The organism is Streptomyces sp. RK9, from assembly GCF_045070545.1.
Classification (GTDB): Bacteria; Actinomycetota; Actinomycetes; order Streptomycetales; family Streptomycetaceae; genus Streptomyces; species Streptomyces alboflavus.
The window spans coordinates 2,203,244-2,222,540 of record NZ_CP173704.1 but is presented as its reverse complement, the minus strand read 5'-3'; the positions used below and the strand labels follow the sequence as shown (position 1 = coordinate 2,222,540).

17 protein-coding genes are annotated in these 19,297 nt (G+C 73.2%); 9 read left to right on the top strand and 8 right to left on the bottom strand.

Annotated elements, in window-relative coordinates; all coding sequences use genetic code 11:
* Positions 1-80: 80 nt before the first annotated feature.
* The 4 genes from AB6L24_RS30210 to AB6L24_RS30195 form a co-directional block, all read right to left on the bottom strand.
* The gene (locus tag AB6L24_RS30210) at positions 81-1,232 is read right to left on the bottom strand and encodes a diguanylate cyclase domain-containing protein (RefSeq protein ID WP_405660475.1); all 1,152 of its coding nucleotides are present in this window, start codon (positions 1,230-1,232) and stop codon (positions 81-83) included.
* 403 nt (positions 1,233-1,635) lie between these two features.
* Positions 1,636-2,430, bottom strand: a complete 795-nt coding sequence (locus tag AB6L24_RS30205; RefSeq protein WP_405660473.1) for an enoyl-CoA hydratase/isomerase family protein — start codon at positions 2,428-2,430, stop codon at positions 1,636-1,638.
* 85 nt (positions 2,431-2,515) lie between these two features.
* A complete protein-coding gene (locus AB6L24_RS30200; protein WP_405660470.1) occupies positions 2,516-3,772 on the bottom strand; it encodes an adenylate/guanylate cyclase domain-containing protein in 1,257 nt (418 codons plus the stop codon).
* Between the two features lie 155 nt (positions 3,773-3,927).
* Positions 3,928-4,806 carry a biotin--[acetyl-CoA-carboxylase] ligase gene (locus AB6L24_RS30195; protein WP_405660468.1) on the bottom strand — a complete coding sequence of 293 codons (879 nt, stop codon included), beginning with the start codon at positions 4,804-4,806 and terminating at the stop codon, positions 3,928-3,930.
* A 150-nt stretch (positions 4,807-4,956) separates the two neighbouring features.
* Here AB6L24_RS30195 and AB6L24_RS30190 point away from each other — a divergent pair, with 150 nt between their 5' ends.
* Complete coding sequence (locus tag AB6L24_RS30190) at positions 4,957-6,576, top strand: acyl-CoA carboxylase subunit beta (protein ID WP_405660465.1); 1,620 nt, start codon at positions 4,957-4,959, stop codon at positions 6,574-6,576.
* A 45-nt stretch (positions 6,577-6,621) separates the two neighbouring features.
* Positions 6,622-6,828, top strand: coding sequence for an acyl-CoA carboxylase epsilon subunit (locus tag AB6L24_RS30185; protein ID WP_030363570.1), 207 nt, complete (start codon positions 6,622-6,624; stop codon positions 6,826-6,828).
* Between the two features lie 57 nt (positions 6,829-6,885).
* Here the strand turns inward: AB6L24_RS30185 and AB6L24_RS30180 are convergent, their stop codons facing one another.
* Positions 6,886-8,346, bottom strand: coding sequence for an FG-GAP repeat protein (locus AB6L24_RS30180; protein WP_405660463.1), 1,461 nt, complete (start codon positions 8,344-8,346; stop codon positions 6,886-6,888).
* Positions 8,347-8,498: 152 nt separating this feature from the next.
* On the opposite strand from AB6L24_RS30180, the gene mmpB reads away from it, so the two are divergent.
* Both mmpB and AB6L24_RS30170 read left to right on the top strand, forming a co-directional pair.
* Positions 8,499-8,627, top strand: a complete 129-nt coding sequence (gene mmpB, locus AB6L24_RS30175; RefSeq protein WP_087887828.1) for a morphogenic membrane protein MmpB — start codon at positions 8,499-8,501, stop codon at positions 8,625-8,627.
* A gap of 65 nt (positions 8,628-8,692) precedes the next feature.
* Positions 8,693-9,301: a nucleoside triphosphate pyrophosphatase gene (locus AB6L24_RS30170; protein ID WP_030363568.1), complete on the top strand. Its 609-nt coding sequence runs from the start codon at positions 8,693-8,695 to the stop codon at positions 9,299-9,301.
* A gap of 65 nt (positions 9,302-9,366) precedes the next feature.
* Here the strand turns inward: AB6L24_RS30170 and AB6L24_RS30165 are convergent, their stop codons facing one another.
* On the bottom strand, positions 9,367-9,795 hold the full coding sequence (locus AB6L24_RS30165) for a hypothetical protein (protein WP_380844729.1): 429 nt from the start codon (positions 9,793-9,795) through the stop codon (positions 9,367-9,369).
* 356 nt (positions 9,796-10,151) lie between these two features.
* Between AB6L24_RS30165 and AB6L24_RS30160 the strand changes: the two genes are divergently transcribed.
* Both AB6L24_RS30160 and AB6L24_RS30155 read left to right on the top strand, forming a co-directional pair.
* Entirely contained in the window at positions 10,152-11,924 is a 1,773-nt protein-coding gene (locus AB6L24_RS30160; RefSeq protein WP_405660460.1) for an acetyl/propionyl/methylcrotonyl-CoA carboxylase subunit alpha, read from the top strand.
* Positions 11,925-12,129: 205 nt separating this feature from the next.
* Positions 12,130-12,714 (top strand): TetR/AcrR family transcriptional regulator, encoded by a 585-nt coding sequence (locus tag AB6L24_RS30155; RefSeq protein ID WP_405660458.1) that lies wholly within the window; start codon positions 12,130-12,132, stop codon positions 12,712-12,714.
* Between the two features lie 96 nt (positions 12,715-12,810).
* On the opposite strand, the gene AB6L24_RS30150 is transcribed toward AB6L24_RS30155, so the two are convergent.
* A complete protein-coding gene (locus tag AB6L24_RS30150; RefSeq protein WP_380844720.1) occupies positions 12,811-13,800 on the bottom strand; it encodes a DeoR/GlpR family DNA-binding transcription regulator in 990 nt (329 codons plus the stop codon).
* A 216-nt stretch (positions 13,801-14,016) separates the two neighbouring features.
* Positions 14,017-15,465: an NAD(P)H-quinone dehydrogenase gene (locus AB6L24_RS30145; protein ID WP_405660456.1), complete on the bottom strand. Its 1,449-nt coding sequence runs from the start codon at positions 15,463-15,465 to the stop codon at positions 14,017-14,019.
* Between the two features lie 159 nt (positions 15,466-15,624).
* On the opposite strand from AB6L24_RS30145, the gene AB6L24_RS30140 reads away from it, so the two are divergent.
* The 3 genes from AB6L24_RS30140 (at position 15,625) to AB6L24_RS30130 (ending at position 19,286) form a co-directional block, all read left to right on the top strand.
* On the top strand, positions 15,625-16,062 hold the full coding sequence (locus AB6L24_RS30140; protein WP_380844717.1) for a gamma-glutamylcyclotransferase: 438 nt from the start codon (positions 15,625-15,627) through the stop codon (positions 16,060-16,062).
* A gap of 607 nt (positions 16,063-16,669) precedes the next feature.
* Positions 16,670-17,494, top strand: coding sequence for a purine-nucleoside phosphorylase (locus tag AB6L24_RS30135; protein ID WP_405660453.1), 825 nt, complete (start codon positions 16,670-16,672; stop codon positions 17,492-17,494).
* A gap of 124 nt (positions 17,495-17,618) precedes the next feature.
* Positions 17,619-19,286, top strand: coding sequence for a phospho-sugar mutase (locus tag AB6L24_RS30130; RefSeq protein ID WP_405660451.1), 1,668 nt, complete (start codon positions 17,619-17,621; stop codon positions 19,284-19,286).
* The last annotated feature ends 11 nt before the right edge of the window (positions 19,287-19,297 follow it).

The window sequence follows — 19,297 nt, the reverse complement described above, 5'->3', positions numbered from 1 at the left end:
GGGAGGGTGCAGCCCCAGCCCCCACGCCCCCTGGCACCCAGGGCACCCAGGGCACCCAGGGCACCCAGGGCACCCCACCCCTACCTCCCGCGGAAGCGCCTCCGCTCACCCGCCCCCGCGGGCCGCACCGAATCGGCCAGCCGAATCACCGGATCCTCGCCCCCCGCGGGGCCCTCCCGCCCCGCCACCACCGGCTTGGCCGCCCCCGCCGCCTTGGCCCGGTACTGGGCCGCGTCCGCGAGCCGGAACAAGCGTCGAGCCGACCGCACGGCCCCGATCGGATCCCCGGTCGACGCCACGCCGCAGGCGACCCCGTCCCCGAATTCCAACTCGTCCGCCCGCACACACAGTTCATCGGCGACCCGCACCACCTCGTCCGCCGAAGGCCCCACCGAGAGCAGACAGAACTCGTCCCCGCCGAGCCGCGCTGCCAGCGCCCCCGGCAACATCGCCCCGCACAGCGAGAGCACCGACCCGAACCGTTCGAGGAGCCGGTCCCCCACCGCGTGCCCGAGGCTGTCGTTGACCCGCTTGAGCCCGTTCAGGTCGCACACGACGAGGCTGACCACCGCCCCCTCGACCCGGTGCCGCTCCACGGCCTCGTCGAGCCGCAGATCGACCGCGCGCCGATTGGCGAGCCCGGTCAGGGAGTCCGTGAAGGCGAGCCGCCGCGCCTCCTCCAGGCGCTCCGTCTGAGCGATGCCCGCGGCGACGACGGCCGCGAGCACGGAGGCGAAGTCCGCGTCACCCCGCTCGAAGACGTGCTCCCCCACGGGCCGCGCCACATACAGCTCACCCCAGGCCCGCCCGTGCAGCACGATCGGCGCGACCACGCAACACCCGCGCCCGCGCCTGCGCAGCGCGGCCACCCGCTGGTGGCAGTACCCCGCACGCTCCCGGTCCCCGGGCCCACCCGCCGTCTCCACCCACGCGTGCGGCTCCCCACCCCCGGCCCACCGCTCGTGCAGGAACTCGGTGATCTCCGGAAACTGATGCACGGGATAGGCCTCCCCCTCGGGGAACTCCTCCTCCCCCGGGGCCCGTTCACCGACGTTGGCGAGCACCCGAAGCCGCCCGCGCTCCCGCTCCCACACGGACAGCGCGGCAAAGCTCCCGCCCAGGGCGAGCAGCGCCCCCTGGGCGGCCGCCCGCCAGGACTCACGCGGAGTGTGCGCGGCAGCCATGCCCTGCGCCAGGGCCACTACGGCACGCAGCCGAATGTCCTCACCCATTGCTCCAGGTTACGGACATTTCACCCATAGAGAGATCCGACGAACAAATTCCCACACCTGCCCCGCCTCGGGGCGCCTGGCCCCAGGGTTCCGGACCCGGGGGCGCCTGGTCCGAGGTTCCGGCCCCGGTGCGACTGGCCCAGAGTTCCGGTCCCGGTGCGACTGGCCCGAGAGTTCCGGGCGGGCGGGTAGGAAACCCGCCGCGGTAGCGGCGGGGCGGTTGCAGCCGGGCGGCAGCCCGCAACGCACCCCCGCCCGGGACGGCGCGCCCCGGACAGTGCGACTGGCCCCCACAGTCACGGGCGGGCGGGTGGGGAAAACCCGCCGCGACAGCGGCGGGACGGCTGCAGTGGGCCCAGGCACGCCCACCACACCCCAAGTCCCCCAGGGCGCCCTCGCCAGCCTATTCTCCGGGCCACTCCGGCTTCCGCTTCTCGTTGAAGGCGGCAACCCCCTCCGCCCGGTCCCCGGAAAAGGCCACCGACCGCCAGGCCGCGTCCTCGACCTCCAGGCCGGCCCGGAGGTCGAGCCCGTGTCCGAGGCGGAGGGCGCGCTTGGCGGCGCGCAGGCCGACGGGCGAGTTCGCGGCGATGCGGCCCGCGAGGGCGAGGGCCTCGTCGCGGTCCTCCCCGGCCCCGGCGACGAGGTCGACGAGGCCCAACTCCTTGGCCTCGGCGGCCTCCACCCGCCGCGCGGAGAAGATCAGCTCGGCGGCCCGGGCCGCCCCCACGCGCCGGGGCAGGAGCTGCGTACCGCCGCCACCGGGAATGACACCGACGGACACCTCGGGGAGCCCGACCACGGCGGTGGGGTCGGCGACGATGATGTCGCAGGACAGGGCGAGTTCGAAGCCGCCGCCGAGGGCGAAGCCGTGGACGGCCGCGACGGTGGGCATGGGGAGTTCGAGGACGCCGGTGTAGGCGGCGCGGGCGACGGGCCGCTGGCGCACCAACTCGGCGTCGGAGAAGGAGTTCCGCTCCTTGAGGTCGGCGCCGACGCAGAAGGCGCGCTCATGGGTGGAGGTGAGCACGACGACCCGTGCGTCCGGGTCGGCGGCGAGCGCCGCGCAAGCCTCGCCGATGGACCGGGCCATGGCGCTGGACACGGCGTTCATGGCCTTCGGCCGGTCCAGCGCGAGCTCGGCCACGTACCCGTGCCGCCGGACCTCCACGAACTCCCCGAACCGACGCTCGCCCATGACCCCTCCACCTGACGGTTAACGATCGTTACCCGGCGATCATGTCAGCCACCGCGCCCGTTGGGTACCCGGCCCGGCGGCCGGTTCAGCCGCGGCGGGCGAGCAGCCAGGGCTCGACGATGCCGAGCCCGCGGACCGGCCGCTGCCACATGGGCTGCAGGGCGAAGCGGTAGCCGGGCGGCTCCTCGCCCTCCTTCTCGGCCTTCTCGGCGAGGGCGGCGGCCTCGGTCTCGGAGGCGGGCGCGTCACCGGTGCGCACCAGTTCCTCGGCGAGCGCGCCGTCGACGAGCACGGCGTCGCGGGGCGCTATCGAGGTGAGCCGGGACGCGAGGTTCACGGTGGTGCCGAAGACGTCGCCCATGCGCGTGGTGACGGTGCCGAAGGCGATGCCGACGCGCAGCTCGGGCATGGTCTCGTCGTTGGCCATGGTCTCGATGAGGCGCAGCGCGATCTCCGCGGCGGTGCCCGCGTCGTCGGCGGCGTACAGGACCTCGTCGCCGAGGGTCTTGATGAGCCGTCCGCCGTGCGCGGCGACCAGGTCGGCGGCGGTGGTCTCGAACGCCTCGACCAGCTCGCCCAGTTCCTCTTCCTCCATGCGCCGGGTGAGCCGCGTGAACCCGACGAGGTCGGCGAACCCGACGGCGAGCCGCCGGTCGACCATCTCCTCGTCGTCGGCGGCCTGCACGACGCGCCCGGTGGCGGCGGCGAGCTGGCGCCGCCACACGTACACGAGGAACTCCTCCAGCTCCGGCAGGAGCAGTTCGACGAGGGGGTACGTGACCTCGGTGCGGGTCATGCCCGGCTCCGGGGGCTCCGTCAGGCCCTCCAGGAAGGAGTCGATCTGCCATTCGGCCAGGCGGGCGGTGGTCTGCCCGGTGGAGCGCGCCACCTGCACGGCCATGGCCTCGCTGAGCAGCCCCGCCTCCACGAGGCCCGCGAGCCGCCGCAGCGCGAGCACGTCGGCCTCGGTCAGGGCCTTGGCCTGGCCGATGTCGGGGAAGCCCATGGCCCGCCAGAAGCGCGAGGCCAGCTCCATGGAGACACCGGCGCTGCGGGCCGCCTGGAAGGGGGTGTAGCGGCGGTCGGCGCCGAGGATGAGCTGTTCGAGGCGGAGCGCGAGCGGGTCCTTGTCGGCGCCGTCCGCGCCGTCCGCACCGTCGAGTCCGGCCGTGCCGTCCAGGCCCCCGGCAAGGTCCGGTTCGTCCGGCTTCTCGTCGGCCGGTGGGTGGTCGTCGGCCGCGTCGCCCGCGTCGCGTTCCGGGTACGCCGATTCCGCCGGGCGGGGGTCACCGTCGGGGCCGGGGGGTGTGCCCTGGCCGGAGCCGGTGTCGTCGACGGTCACGCCTGCTGCCCTTCCGATCTGCCGTGGTCAGATATCGACCGGCGCCAACTTTACGGCAGGTGTGCCGCAGCTCACTCCCGACTCCGGCGTGCCGGGGTGCCCGATGTCCGCGGGGCGCCCGCGCGAGGCCGCGAACGGGGGCGCCGGGGCCCTCCTCAGCCCTCCCGCGCGGGCCGCAGGTGCACCACGTCCCCGGCCCCCACCGGCTCCCGCCCCCCGTCCTCCGTGGCGAGGACGAGACGCCCGTCGCCGTCCACGGCCACGGCCTCGCCCGTGACGTCACGCCCGCCGGGCAGTTCGGCCCGGACCCGGCGCCCGAGCGTGGCGCACCCGGCCGCGTACGCCTCCTGCAGCCGGGACGGCGCCGGGTCGCCGCCCGCCGCACGCCAGTCCCCGTACCAGCGCTCCAGCTCGCGCAGCACGGCCCGCAGCACCGGATCGCGGTCGGTTCCCGCGGCCCCGGCGAGGGCGAGGGACCCGGCGCCGGGCACGGGCAGCTCGTCGGCGCGCAGGGAGACGTTGACGCCGATGCCGACGACGATCCCGCCGCCGCCGACGGACCCGGCGCGCTCCGCGAGGATGCCGCCCGCCTTGCGCTCCTCGCCGTCGACCGTGACCAGGAGGTCGTTGGGCCACTTCAGGGCGGTGTCGACCCCGGCGGCGCGGGCGATGCCCGCGGCGACGGCGACGCCGGTGAGCAGCGGCAGCCACCCCCACCGCTCCACCGGCACGTCGTCCGGCTTGAGCAGGACGGAGAAGAAGAGGCCTGAGCGCGGGGGCGCGCTCCAGCGCCGATCGAGGCGGCCGCGCCCCGCGCTCTGCTCCTCGGCGACGAGGATCGCGCCCTCGGGCAGTTCGTCGGCGCGGGCGGCGAGGTCGGTGTTGGTGGAGCCGGTGGCGGCGACGACGTCGAGGGAGGTCCACAGGCCGCCCTCGCGGACGAGGGCGCGGCGCAGCGAGGCGGCGGAGAGCGGCGGCCGGTCCAGGTCGGACCAGCGGTTCGGGGGGTCGTTTGCGTCATTCGGCGGCGTCATGCAAGCCACCCTAGGTGTGGTAAACGCCGCACTGCACAGGCGTATGCGCGCCGATACGCTACGGGGCAGTAGCCAGCTGGCACAGCGTGCCACCGACGCACGCCGTCACCCGCCCCAGTCCCCATTGAGCAGGCAGGGAGCCGCGACCCGATGTCCGAGCCGCAAGAGCCCGACAAGGCCGACACGCCCGACACTGAGATCGACATCCACACGACGGCCGGCAAGCTCGCCGATCTGCGGCGCCGCATCGACGAGGCGAAGCACGCGGGTTCCGCGCGGGCGGTCGAGAAGCAGCACGCGAAGGGGAAGCTGACGGCGCGCGAGCGGGTCGAACTGCTTCTGGACGAAGGCTCGTTCGTCGAGCTCGACGAGTTCGCCAGGCACCGCTCCACGAACTTCGGCCTGGAGGCCAACCGGCCGTACGGCGACGGGGTGGTGACCGGGTACGGCACGGTGGACGGCCGCCCGGTGGCGGTGTTCTCGCAGGACTTCACCGTGTTCGGCGGCGCGCTCGGCGAGGTCTTCGGCCAGAAGATCGTGAAGGTCATGGACTTCGCCCTGAAGACGGGCTGTCCGGTGGTCGGCATCAACGACTCGGGCGGCGCCCGCATCCAGGAGGGCGTGATGGCGCTCGGGATGTACGGGGAGATCTTCCGCAGGAACACCCACGCCTCCGGTGTGATCCCGCAGATCAGCCTGGTGGTCGGCCCGTGCGCGGGCGGCGCGGTGTACTCCCCCGCGATCACGGACTTCACGGTCATGGTCGACCAGACCTCGCACATGTTCATCACGGGCCCGGACGTCATCAAGACGGTCACCGGCGAGGACGTCGGCTTCGAGGAGCTGGGCGGCGCCCGCACGCACAACGCGACCTCGGGCGTGGCGCACCACATGGCGGGCGACGAGAAGGACGCCATCGAGTACGTGAAGTCGCTGCTCTCGTACCTGCCGTCGAACAACCTGACCGAGCCCCCGGCCTTCCCCGAGGAGGCGGACCTCGAACCGTCCGACGAGGACCGCGAGCTGGACACGCTCGTCCCGGACAGCGCGAACCAGCCGTACGACATGCACACGGTGCTCGAGCACGTCCTGGACGACGCCGAGTTCTTCGAAACCCAGCCGCTGTTCGCGCCGAACATCATCACGGGCTTCGGCCGCGTCGAGGGCCACCCGGTGGGCCTGGTCGCCAACCAGCCGATGCAGTTCGCGGGCTGCCTGGACATCGACGCGTCCGAGAAGGCGGCGCGGTTCGTGCGCACCTGCGACGCGTTCAACGTGCCCGTGATCACCTTCGTGGACGTGCCGGGCTTCCTGCCGGGCGTGGACCAGGAGCACACGGGCATCATCCGCCGCGGCGCCAAGCTCATCTACGCCTACGCCGAGGCCACCGTCCCCCTCATCACCGTCATCACGCGCAAGGCCTTCGGCGGGGCCTACGACGTGATGGGCTCCAAGCACCTGGGCGCCGACCTGAACCTCGCCTGGCCGACGGCGCAGATCGCGGTGATGGGCGCGCAGGGAGCGGTGAACATCCTGCACCGCCGCACGATCGCGGCGGCGGACCCCGAGGACCAGGAGGCCACCCGGGCCCGCCTGATCCAGGAGTACGAGGACGCGCTCCTGAACCCGTACACCGCGGCCGAGCGCGGCTACATCGACGCCGTGATCCTGCCGTCCGAGACCCGCTCGCACCTCGTACGGGGTCTGCGTCAGCTGCGTACGAAGCGGGAGTCCCTGCCTCCGAAGAAGCACGGCAACATCCCGCTGTAGCCCGCGCCGCCCGCTTCATCCGCTTCGTCCCCGAAGGGAGCCACTGTGATCAAGGTCGTACGGGGCAATCCCACCCCCGAGGAGCTGGCCGCCGCCCTGGCGGTGGTCCAGGCGCGCGCCGCGGCGGCAGCGCAGGCGCCGTCCGGCGCGCCCCCGGTCCCGGCCGCCTGGGCGGACCCGGCGCGGGTGGCCCGGGAGCGGATGCCCGCACCGGGCGCGGCGGCGTGGAGCCGCACGTACTGGCCGGGGTGACCCGAGGTGCCCGTGGGGCGCGCGATCCGTCCGCGCGCCCCACGGCCTGCCTCCGGGTCAGCTCCCGAGCACCGACCCGAAGCTCTTGTTCTGATAGGTGAGGCCGAACGCCTTCTCGCTGAGCGCGTACGCCCCGGTCACCGTGACGCCGGCCGCCGACCCGCGCAGCACCCAGTCCGAGCCGTCGGACCAGCGCGCCCCGGCGAACACGTCCTCGTCGGCCGCCGCGACGACGACCTCGGCGCGGCCGTCGCCGTCGGTGTCCTGCACGCGGACGGCGGAGCCGAAGCGGTCGTCGTCCTCGGCGGCGCCGGGCACGCCCGCGGTGCCCTGGTTGAGGGCCTGCGCGCCCGCGCCGGTCAGGCCGGACGCGGAGCCCTTGAGGAGGGTGACGGCGCCGGTGGCGATCCGGCCGTCCACGTTCTCGGCGGGCGCGCCGACCGCGACGTCCGCGTAGCCGTCGCCGTCGACGTCGCCGACCGCGGCGCTCCCGCCGAACTCGTCGGCGCCCTCGTCCGTGCCCGGCACTCCGGGGCTGTCCTGGTCGAGGACGGTCCTGCCGCCGGTGCCCGGCCCCGCGGGGCCGCCGTAGTAGACGCCCACGCCGCCGCCCTTGCCGACGTTGAAGTCGGTGACGACGACGTCGGCGTAGCCGTCCTTGTCGATGTCGCCGGAGCCCTTCAGGCCGGTGCGGGTCGGGGGCAGCGCGGCGGGCTTGTCGGTGAACGTCATGCCGTCGCGGCCGCCGGCCCAGTGGCCGAACCAGCCGTTCAGCTCGTCGCCCTCGATGTTCTCGATGCCGGAGGCGAGCAGGTCGTCGTCGCCGTCGCCGTCGTAGTCACCGGCGTCCAGGCGCTCGACGACCCGGAAGCCGTCGCCGCCGCCCATGGGCAGCCGCCGCTGCTCGGGCGCCGTGGTGCGGGTGAAGCCGTCGCCGGACATGCTGACGGCGCCGTAGTACGAGTGCGTGGCGAGCTGCTGCCTGCCGTCGCCGTCGAAGTCGCCGACGACCACGGACCGGCCGTAGTGCAGGTCGAGGTCGGGGTGCGGCGTGGACGTGCTCAGGCCGCCCTCGACGAGCCCGCCGCGGCCGCCCCACAGGACGGTCACGATCCCGGCGTCGTCGTTCTCGCCGGGGACGCCGACGACCAGGTCGGTGTAGCCGTCGCCGTCGAGGTCCCCGGTGTCGTACGACCCGCCGAACAGGTCGTCGGCCTCCGGGGTGCCCGGCACCTTCGCGGAGGCCTGGCTGATGAGCGCCTTGCGGCCGCCCTCGACGCCCCGCGCGGTGCCGTAGAGGACGGCGATGTGCCCGGCCTTCTTGACGCCGTTCACGGTGGCCTTGGGGGTGGCGAGCACGACGTCTCCGTAGCCGTCCCCGTTGAAGTCGGCGGCCTTGGGGGCGGCGGGTCCCGCGGGGGCCGCGGCGGCCGTGCCCGACAGCGGGACCAGCAGGCCCGCGGCGGCCGTCACGGCCGTCGCCGCCGCAGTCAGGACACTTCTGCGCATCTTGCGCATATCGGTTCGCTCCGTTCCCTGGAAACCCTCGGCTGGTTGACACCGGGCGGCGCCCGGGGGTTGTACGGGTGAACGGAGCCGGAGCGGGAAGCACGGCAACTTGAGTACGCGTACTCAGGCGCGCGGCGCGGCGCGGTCGCACCATCGGAGCCATGCTGTGGTCCGACCCGGAGAACGACCCGCCCAAGGACATGCGGGACATGCAGGCGAAGATGCGCCGTGCGGGTGTCCTGCTCGCCCTGGCGATGGTCGTCGCGATGCTCGTCCTGGGCGTGATCTGAGCCGTCCCGAGACGCTCGTCCCGGTGGTGATCCGACCGCGCTGCGGCGCTCGCTAGGCTGACCGCATGAGCGATCAACCCCGCCGTCTCGTCCTCGCCTCCCAGTCCCCGGCCCGGCTCGGCCTGCTGCGCCAGGCGGGCCTCGCGCCCGAGGTCGTCGTCAGCGGCGTCGACGAGGACGCGGTGACCGCGCCGACCCCCGCCGAGCTGGCCAAGGCCCTCGCCGAGGCGAAGGCGTCGGTGGTCGCGGCCCGCCCGGAGGTCAAGGGCGCCCTGGTCATCGGCTGCGACTCGGTCCTTGAGCTGGACGGCCGGGCGCTCGGCAAGCCCGCGGACGCCACGGAGGCCACCGCGCGCTGGCAGGACATGCGGGGCCGCGCGGGCGTCCTGCAGACCGGACACTGTGTGTACGACACGCTCTCGGGCGAGCACGTGGCGGCGACCGCGTCGACGGTGGTCCGCTTCGGCAAGCCGTCCGACGCGGAGATCGCCGCGTACGTGGCCAGCGGCGAACCGCTGCACGTGGCGGGCGCGTTCACGCTCGACGGCCGCTCGGCGCCGTTCATCGACGGCATCGAGGGCGACCACGGCAACGTCATCGGCCTGTCGCTGCCGATGCTGCGGCGCCTGCTCGGGGAACTGGGCGTCGGGATCACGGAGTTGTGGGCGGACTAGGGGCGCGCGAGGGCACGCACGGGGGCAGCACCCCGCGGCCCGCCCGGACAGCCCCGTAGGACCGCTCAGGCAGCCTGCGGGGCACCGTCCACACCCACGGCGTCCCTCCTGTCGTACGCGATGAGCGGCAGCACGATGAGGCCGAGCACCGCCATCATGAGGACGAACGCGAGCCAGCCCACCAGGCCGACCGCGAACGCGCCGAGCAGACCGTGCGTCACGGCGGCGCTGATCAGCAGGATCTTGCCGAAGCGTCCCGGCGCACGGTCGGTGGCGGCGGTGCGGGCGAGGACGAGGCCGCACAGCGCGAGGTAGAGCCCGAAGAGGCCGCCCGCGACCCACGCGCCCACGCTCATCGCGTGCGGGTCGAGCCCGCCCATGGACATGTCCTGCTTGTCGACGACGAGCCCGAGGAACCAGTTGAGGAGGACGATCCCGACCGCCTCGGCCCAGAGCGCGACCGCGCCCACCCACGCCACCGGCCTGCGCGCCACGGCGCCCACCCACTCTCTGCCTACCGCTGTTACCGCTAGTACGTTGAGACATCGGCACGCTACTAACGGGTAAACCCAGGGACAAGGGCTGCACCGCAGGCAAAGAATCCTTGGGCCATTCGTAGGGACTCCACAAAGAATGGCCTCGCGCCGCAGCGCTGCCTCACAGAGACCTTGACCACACCGGAGGGCTACGCTGCCGGGAAAGGACCCTGCGTACCACGGTGCGACAAGGGATTTCGGGGATCGACAGGGCCTCGGATCACGCTCCGTGTGGGCAAGCTCACCATTGGGGACGGGTCGTAAGGCCGTGTCGGCAGTCCCTAAACTCGGCTTGTTTCAAGGAGGGAGCCATCGTGCGCAAGGTGCTCATCGCCAACCGTGGCGAAATCGCTGTCCGGGTCGCCCGGGCGTGCCGGGATGCCGGGATCGCGAGCGTTGCCGTCTACGCGGACCCCGACCGGGACGCACTGCATGTGCGGGCCGCTGACGAGGCGTTCGCTCTTGGCGGTGACACTCCGGCCACCAGCTACCTGGACATGGCGAAGGTGCTCGCCGCGGCCAAGGACTCCGGGGCGGACGCGGTCCACCCGGGCTACGGCTTCCTCTCCGAGAACGCGGAGTTCGCCCAGGCGGTCCTGGACGCCGGTCTGACCTGGATCGGCCCGCCGCCGCAGGCGATCCGGGACCTGGGCGACAAGGTCGCCGCCCGGCACATCGCGCAGCGCGCGGGTGCCCCGCTGGTCGCGGGCACGCCGGACCCGGTCTCCGGCTCCGACGAGGTCGTCGCCTTCGCCGAGGAGCACGGCCTGCCGATCGCCATCAAGGCGGCGTTCGGCGGCGGCGGCCGCGGCCTGAAGGTCGCCCGCACCCTCGAAGAGGTGCCGGAGCTGTACGACTCCGCGGTGCGCGAGGCCGTCGCGGCCTTCGGCCGCGGCGAGTGCTTCGTGGAGCGCTACCTGGACAAGCCGCGGCACGTGGAGACCCAGTGCCTGGCCGACCGCCACGGCAACGTGGTCGTCGTGTCGACCCGTGACTGCTCGCTGCAGCGCCGCCACCAGAAGCTGGTGGAGGAGGCCCCGGCCCCGTTCCTCTCGGACGCCCAGCTGGAGGAGCTGTACAGCTCCTCGAAGGCGATCCTGAAGGAGGCCGGCTACGTCGGCGCGGGCACCGTGGAGTTCCTGGTCGGCGCCGACGGCACGATCTCCTTCCTGGAGGTCAACACCCGCCTCCAGGTGGAGCACCCGGTCACCGAGGAGGTCGCCGGGATCGATCTGGTCCGCGAGATGTTCCGCATCGCCGACGGCGAGGAACTGGGCTACGACGACCCGGCGCTGCGCGGTCACTCCTTCGAGTTCCGCATCAACGGCGAGGACCCGGGCCGGGGCTTCCTGCCCGCACCCGGCACCGTCACCAAGTTCGAGGCCCCGTCCGGCCCCGGTGTCCGCCTCGACGCGGGCGTCGAGTCCGGCTCGGTCATCGGCCCGGCCTGGGACTCGCTGCTCGCCAAGCTGATCGTCACCGGCCGTACGCGCAAGGAGGCCCTGGAGCGGGCCGCGCGCGCCCTGGCCGAGTTCGAGGTCGAGGGCATGGCCACCGCCATCCCGTTCCACCGCAAGGTCGTCGCCGACCCGGCGTTCGCGCCCGAACTGACCGGCTCCGACGCGCCGTTCACGGTCTTCACCCGGTGGATCGAGACCGAGTTCGTCAACGACATCCCGCCGTTCGCCCCCGTCGGCGGCGACGCCGACGAGGAGGACGGCGACCGCGAGACGATCGTCGTCGAGGTCGGCGGCAAGCGCCTGGAGGTCTCCCTGCCCGCCGGCATGGGCATGTCCCTCGCGCGGACGGGCCTCTCGGCGGGCGCCAAGCCGAAGCGCCGCGCGGCCAAGAAGTCCGGCCCCGCGGCGTCCGGCGACACCCTCGCCTCGCCCATGCAGGGCACGATCGTCAAGGTCGCCGTCGAGGAGGGCCAGGAGGTCAAGGAGGGCGACCTCATCGTGGTCCTCGAGGCCATGAAGATGGAACAGCCCCTCAACGCCCACCGCTCCGGTACGGTCAAGGGCCTGCAGGCGGAGGTCGGGGCGTCGCTGACGTCGGGCGCCGCGATCTGCGAGATCAAGGACTGAGTTCTCCCCAACCCCGCCCTTTCCCGAAACCGGGGCTCCGCCCCGGACCCCGCATCGGCGCTCCGCGCCTCGTCCTCAATCGCCGGACGGGCTAGATCATGTGCTGCATGTATTTCAGCCCCTCCGGCGTTTGAGGAGCGGGGTCTGGGACGGAGCCCCAGTTTCGGGAAAGGGGCGGGACTGGGGCGCCCCCGCGAGGAGACCCATGCGCGCCGACGCCCGCCGCAACCACCACCGGCTCCTGAGCGAGGCCCGCACCGCGTTCGCGGAACACGGCACGGACACCTCCCTGGAGGACGTGGCCCGCCGAGCGGGCGTGGGCATCGGCACCCTGTACCGCCACTTCCCCACCCGCCACGCCCTCCTGAGCGCCGTCTTCGAGGACGCGGTCAGCGACCTGTTGACCCGCTCCCACGACCTCCTGGACGCCCCCCAGCCCTGCACGGCCCTGGTGGAGTGGCTCCGGGCGATCATCACTCATGCGGGTGAGTACCGCGGCCTCGCCCACGCCCTCATGTCGGCCTCACGGGACGACAGTTCCGCGCTCGCGCGGTGCAGCCGCCCGATGCGGGAGGCGGGCACAGAGCTCCTGGAGCGCGCCCAGTCGTCGGGCGCGGTGCGCGAGGGCGTGTCGATCGACGATCTGCTCCAGCTGACGAACGCGATCGCGCTGGCGGCGGAGCAGTCCCCGGACGACCCGGAGTTGGCGGACCGCCTCCTGACACTGACGCTGCGCGGCCTGAAGGCAGAGCCGGGCGGACGAGCGGGGCAAAGCCCGTCCGGCGATTGAGGACGAGGCGCGAAGCGCCGATCAGCGGGCGCCCCGGCCCAGGGCAGGCGCAGGGCGACCCTGACCTGCCCAAGGCCCAGGAGTCGGCCCACCCGCCTATCGACGCCGCAGGTCGGCGACCCTAGCCCCCCGTTCCCCGGCAGGCTGCTCGCCGAGTACGGACGCGCTGCGCAACTGCGGCCCGGCGCCGGGCCCCGCGCCATGGCCCCCGTGCCCCCGCCGCTGACCGGGCAGCGGCACGTCCCTGCGTGGCTGCCGTCCGGCTGGGACGGAGTCAACTCCGGGGGCCTGGCCGGGGCCCGTCGACGCTCCGGCGACCGCGATCTGCACGCCCTGGTCGGCCAGTGCCTGCAACTCGGTCGCCGCGCGGTCGTCGTGCGCGGGCGGCTCGTCCGTGACCAGACGTGTGATGACGTCCGTCGGCACCGTCTGGAACATGGTGTCGGTGCCGAGCTTGGTGTGGTCGGCGAGGACCACCACCTCCGCTGCGGCCTGCACGAGCGCGCGGTCCACGCTCGCCGACAGCATGTTGGACGTGGACAGGCCGCGTTCGGCGGTCAGGCCGCTGCCCGACAGGAACGCCCGCGACACCCTGAGCCCCTGGAGGGACTGCTCGGCGCCGCTGCCCACCAGCGCGTAGTTCGAGCCGCGCAGGGTGCCGCCGGTCATGACGACTTCCACCCGGTTGGCGTGGGCGAGGGCCTGTGCCACCAACAGGGAGTTGGTGACGACGGTCAGGCCGGGCACCCTCGCGAGCCGGCGGGCCAGCTCCTGCGTGGTCGTACCCGCCCCGACGACGATGGCTTCGCCCTCTTCGACGAGACCCGCCGCGAGATCGGCGATGGCCGTCTTCTCGGCGGACGCGAGATGTGATTTCTGCGGAAAGCCGGACTCCCGCGTGAATCCGCCCGGCAATACCGCACCGCCATGTCGGCGGTCGAGGAGTCCTTCTGCCTCCAGCGCGCGCACGTCCCGCCGTACGGTCACTTCGGAGGTCTGGACGACGCGGGCGAGCTCACGGAGCGACACCGCTCCGTTGGCCCGCACCATTTCGAGGATCAATTGGCGACGTTCTGCAGCGAACACGAAACTGACAGTAACCCCAACGACCGTCTGCTTTCAGCAGTTTGCGCCGAATTACAGAAGTTGTTCGCACAGGAGGGGTGGAAGTGGTATAGGGGGTACTCTCCCCGCCTATGCCGTGCGAATGGGCCGCAACAGGCTGTGACCTGCGGAGAGTTGATTCCGGCCGACCGGACGATCACATCGCCCGATCGGCGCCCACTGACCGAACGGTCGGGATCAGGCCTCCCCGGCGACCTTACGCGTGTGCAACTGCCGCGCGACTTCGGCGATCGAGCCCGAAAGCGATGGGTACACGGTGAAGGCGTTAGCGATCTGCTCCACCGTCAGATTGTTGTCGACCGCGATCGAGATGGGGTGGATCAGTTCCGAGGCGCGGGGCGAGACGACGACTCCGCCGACCACGATTCCCGTACCCGGACGGCAGAAGATCTTTACGAAGCCGTCGCGGATGCCCTGCATCTTCGCGCGCGGGTTGCGAAGCAGCGGCAGCTTGACGACGCGGGCGTCGATCTTTCCGGCGTCGACGTCGGCCTGGCTGTAGCCGACGGTCGCGATCTCCGGGTCGGTGAAGACGTTCGACGAGACGGTCTTCAGGTTCAGCGGGGTGACCGCGTCGCCCAGGAAGTGGTACATCGCGATGCGGCCCTGCATGGCGGCGACCGAGGCGAGGGCGAAGATGCCGGTGACGTCACCGGCGGCGTACACGCCGGGCGCGGAGGTCCTGGAGACCCGGTCGGTCCAGATGTGCCCGGACTCCTTGACCTTGACCCCGGCCTCCTCCAGGCCCATCCCGTCGCTGTTCGGGATGGCGCCGACGGCCATCAGGCAGTGCGATCCGGAGATGACGCGGCCGTCGGCGAGGGTGACCTCGACGCGGTCGCCGACGCGCTTGGCGGAGGCGGCGCGGGTCCGGCCCATGACGTTCATGCCGCGGCGGCGGAAGACGTCCTCGAGCACCGCGGCGGCGTCCGGGTCCTCGCCCGGCAGCACGCGGTCGCGCGAGGACACCAGCGTGACCCGGGAGCCGAGCGCCTGGTAGGCACCGGCGAACTCGGCGCCCGTCACACCCGACCCGACCACGATGAGCTCCTCGGGCAGCTCGTCGAGGTCGTACACCTGCGTCCAGTTCAGGATCCGCTCGCCGTCCGGCTGGGCGTCCGGGAGCTCGCGCGGGTGGCCGCCGGTGGCGATCAGGACGGCGTCGGCGACGAGCGTCTCCTCCGTGCCGTCGGCGGCGCGCACGACGACCTTGCGGGAGCCGTCCATGGCCTGCTGGCCCTCGAGCCGGCCGCGGCCGCGCATGACCCGGGCGCCCGCACGCGTCACGGACGCCGTGATGTCGTGCGACTGCGCGAGCGCGAGCCGCTTCACACGCCGGTTGACCTTGCCGAGGTCCACGCCCACGACCCGTGCCGCCTGGTCGATGTGGGGCGTGTCGTCCTCGACGATGATGCCCAGCTCCTCGTACGAGGAGTCGAAGGTCGTCATCACCTCGGCCGTCGCGATCAGGGTCTTCGACGGTACGCAGTCGGTGAGCACCGACGCCCCGCCCAGACCGTCGCAGTCGACGACGGTCACCTCCGCGCCGAGCTGGGCGGCCACCAGGGCCGCCTCATATCCGCCGGGTCCGCCGCCAATGATCACGATCCGAGTCACGTACGCCATTGTCCCGCACAGCCCGAGCAGACGACGAACCGGGGCGTCGAAGCCCGTCCGGCGCTTGAGGACGAGGCGCGAAGCGCCAAGGGGCGGGGGAAAGGGGCGCAGCCCCATAGAACCCCATCCCGTAAGGCGCCCACGCCAGGAGGACGTACTCTCGGTCCCATGTCGCTCTACGCCGCGTACGCCGGCAATCTCGACGCGCGGCTGATGACGCGCCGCGCCCCGCACTCGCCGCTGCGCGCGACCGGCTGGCTCAACGACTGGCGGCTGACGTTCGGCGGCGAGCACATGGGCTGGGAGGGCGCGCTCGCGACGATCGTCGAGGCGCCGCGCTCGCAGGTCTTCGTCGCGCTGTACGACATCGCCCCGATGGACGAGGACTCCATGGACCGGTGGGAGGGGGTCGGGCTCGACATCTACCGGCGCATGCGGGTGCGGGTGCACACCCTCGAGGGCGAGGAGGCCGCCTGGGTGTACGTCCTCAACGGGTACGAGGGCGGGTTGCCCTCCGCCCGCTACCTCGGCGAGCTCGCCGACGCCGCGGAGTCGGCCGGCGCCCCCCACGACTACGTCATGAACCTCCGCAAACGCCCCTGCTGACCCGCCCCACCTCGGACCGGCCTGCCCGAAAGCCCGGCACCTTCACCCCCTCGCGAGCCACCCCCGAATCGGCGCTCCGCGCCTCGTCCTCAATCGCCGGACGGGCTCTCTCCCACCCGCCCGCCCGAACTCGCACCGGCCTAGCCACCAGCCCGGCACCCCCAGCCCTGCCGGGGGCACCGCCGATCGCGCTCCGCGCTCGTCCTCAAACGCCGGACAGGCTCTCTCCCACCCGCCCGCCCCCGCCTGCACTTGGCTGAGCAACGGCCCGGCACCCTCAGCCCCGAAACGGCTCACGCAGCAGCACCTTTCCGACCCGCCCCGCGGCACCTTTCCGGCCCGCCCCGGGGATATTTCAGCCCGTCCGGCGCTTGAGGACGAGGCGCGAAGCGCCGATTTCGGGGGAGGACTGTCCCACCCGCCACGGGACGCCTGCCTACGAGGTCCAGGGGCGAAGCCCCGGTTTCGGGAAAGGGGCGGGACTGGGGCGCCCCGCGAAGGACAGCGCCCCGCCCACCCCCTTCGTCGGAAACGACAAGGCAACGATCCGGATCCCGTGGGCATCGTCATCTACGCGCGTAGGGCGTAACCGGCTACCCTCGTCGGCGTGAACGCTTCAGTTATTCCGGACGACATCCAGGGCGACCCCTACGCCGCCGCCGACGCCGCCGCCGCCCGCCTGCGCGAGCTGACAGGCGCCGAGACCCACGACGTAGCCCTCGTGATGGGCTCCGGCTGGGCCCCGGCCGTGGAGGCGCTCGGCGCCCCCGAGGCCGAGTTCCCGGTCACCGAGCTGCCGGGCTTCCCGCCGCCGGCCGTCGCGGGCCACGGCGGCCGGATCCGCTCCTTCAAGATCGGTGAGAAGCGCGCCCTGGTCTTCCTGGGCCGCACGCACTACTACGAGGGCCGCGGCGTCGCCGCCGTGGCGCACGGCGTACGCACCGCCGTGGCGGCCGGCTGCAAGACGATCGTGCTGACGAACGGCTGCGGCGGCCTCCGCGAGGGCATGCGCCCGGGCCAGCCCGTCCTGATCAGCGACCACCTGAACCTGACGGCGACGTCCCCGATCGTCGGCGCGAACTTCGTGGACCTGACCGACCTGTACTCGCCGCGCCTGCGCGCGCTGTGCAAGGAGATCGACCCGAGCCTGGAAGAGGGCGTGTACGCCCAGTTCCCCGGCCCGCACTACGAGACCCCGGCCGAGATCCGGATGGCCCGCACGATCGGCGCGGACCTGGTCGGCATGTCGACGGTGCTCGAGGCCATCGCCGCGCGCGAGGCGGGCGCCGAGGTGCTCGGCATCTCCCTGGTGACGAACCTCGCCGCGGGCATGACGGGCGAGCCGCTGAACCACGAAGAGGTCCTGCAGGCGGGCCGCGACTCCGCCACGCGGATGGGCGAGCTGCTCGGGAAGGTCCTGGGCCGCATCTGACCCGCGCACCCCACCCGACCCACCTGATCCACCTGCCCCCGTCCGGCCGCGCGGCGGGTACCGACGCGCGCCGGGCGGGAAAGCCGGAAGAGCAAGACCCCCGTCACGGAGAGGCCGACCAGACGTGCAGGACCACGGAGAACTCATCACCCGCGCCCAGGCCTGGCTGGCCGAGGACCCGGACCCGGAGACCCGCGAGGAGCTGGCGAAGCTCGTCGACGCGGCGCCGGGCAGCCCGGCCGTCCTCGCCGAGCTGGCCGCGCGGTTCGCGGGCACGCTGCAGTTCGGCACCGCCGGTCTGCGCGGCGAGCTGGGCGCGGGCCCGCTGCGGATGAACCGTTCCGTGGTCATCCGCGCGGCCGCGGGCCTGGCGGCGTACCTGAAGGGCAAGGGCCGGACGGGCGGCCTGGTCGTGATCGGCTACGACGCGCGCCACAAGTCGGCGGACTTCGCCAGGGACACGGCCGCCGTGATGACCGGCGCGGGCCTGCGCGCCGCCGTCCTGCCGCGCCCCCTGCCGACCCCGGTCCTCGCCTTCGCCATACGGCACCTGGGCGCGGTCGCGGGCGTGGAGGTCACCGCCAGCCACAACCCGCCGCGCGACAACGGCTACAAGGTCTATCTGGGCGACGGCTCGCAGATCGTGCCGCCCGCCGACGGCGAGATCGCCGCCGAGATCGCGGCCGTGCGCAGCCTGCACGACGTACCGCGTCCGGAGAGCGGCTGGCAGACCCTCGGCGAGGACGTCCTGGAGGCCTATCTGGCGCGTACGGACGCCGTTCTGGCCCAGGGCTCCCCGCGGACCGCCACGACCGTCTACACGGCCATGCACGGCGTCGGCAAGGACACGCTCCTCGCGGCGTTCGCGCGGGCCGGTTTCCCCGCGCCGGTGCTCGTCGCGGAGCAGGCGGAGCCCGACCCGGACTTCCCGACGGTCGCCTTCCCGAACCCGGAGGAGCCGGGCGCGATGGACCTGGCGTTCGCCACGGCCCGCGAGGCCCGCCCCGACCTGGTGATCGCCAACGACCCGGACGCGGACCGCTGCGCGGTGGCCGTCCCGGTGGGCGACGGCGACTGGCGGATGCTGCGCGGCGACGAGGTCGGCGCGCTGCTCGCCGCGCACCTGGTGCGCCGGGGTGTCGCCGCGGACGGGCCGCGCACCTTCGCCGAGTCGATCGTGTCGTCGTCGCTGCTCGGCCGCATCGCCGAGAAGGCGGGCCTCGGCTACGAGGAGACGCTGACGGGCTTCAAGTGGATCGCCCGCGTCGACGGCCTGCGGTACGGCTACGAGGAGGCGCTCGGCTACTGCGTCGACCCCGAGGGCGTACGCGACAAGGACGGCATCACGGCGGCGCTGCTCGTCACGGAGCTGGCCTCCGGCCTGAAGGAGGAGGGGCGCACCCTCCTGGACCTGCTCGACGACCTGGCGGTGGAGCACGGCCTGCACGCCACCGACCAGTTGTCGGTGCGGGTGGAGGACCTGTCGCTGATCGCGGCCGCGATGCGCCGGCTGCGCGAGCAGCAGCCGGAGCGCCTCGCCGGGCTCGCGGTGACCCGCGCGGAGGACCTGACCAAGGGCACGGAGACGCTGCCGCCCACGGACGGCCTCCGGTACACCCTCGACGGCGCGCGCGTCATCGTGCGCCCCAGCGGCACCGAGCCGAAGCTCAAGTGCTACCTGGAGGTCGTGGTGCCGGTGACGGACCGCGCCGCGCTGCCCGCGGCCCACACGAAGGCGGCGGAGCTGCTCGCGGCGCTGAAGCGGGATCTGGCGGAGGCCGCGGGGATCTGAGGGGCGGTCCA

Excerpts from the sequence above, each read along its gene's own strand:
- AB6L24_RS30170 (WP_030363568.1), top strand. The coding sequence starts at position 8,693 with ATGAGCGATCAACCCCGCCGTCTCGTCCTCGCCTCCCAGTCCCCGGCC.
- AB6L24_RS30205 (WP_405660473.1), bottom strand. The coding sequence starts at position 2,430 with ATGGGCGAGCGTCGGTTCGGGGAGTTCGTGGAGGTCCGGCGGCACGGG.
- AB6L24_RS30210 (WP_405660475.1), bottom strand. The coding sequence starts at position 1,232 with ATGGGTGAGGACATTCGGCTGCGTGCCGTAGTGGCCCTGGCGCAGGGC.
- AB6L24_RS30190 (WP_405660465.1), top strand. The coding sequence starts at position 4,957 with ATGTCCGAGCCGCAAGAGCCCGACAAGGCCGACACGCCCGACACTGAG.
- AB6L24_RS30195 (WP_405660468.1), bottom strand. The coding sequence starts at position 4,806 with ATGACGCCGCCGAATGACGCAAACGACCCCCCGAACCGCTGGTCCGAC.
- AB6L24_RS30180 (WP_405660463.1), bottom strand. The coding sequence starts at position 8,346 with ATGCGCAAGATGCGCAGAAGTGTCCTGACTGCGGCGGCGACGGCCGTG.
- AB6L24_RS30145 (WP_405660456.1), bottom strand. The coding sequence starts at position 15,465 with ATGGCGTACGTGACTCGGATCGTGATCATTGGCGGCGGACCCGGCGGA.
- mmpB (WP_087887828.1), top strand. The coding sequence starts at position 8,499 with ATGCTGTGGTCCGACCCGGAGAACGACCCGCCCAAGGACATGCGGGAC.
- AB6L24_RS30140 (WP_380844717.1), top strand. The coding sequence starts at position 15,625 with ATGTCGCTCTACGCCGCGTACGCCGGCAATCTCGACGCGCGGCTGATG.
- AB6L24_RS30155 (WP_405660458.1), top strand. The coding sequence starts at position 12,130 with ATGCGCGCCGACGCCCGCCGCAACCACCACCGGCTCCTGAGCGAGGCC.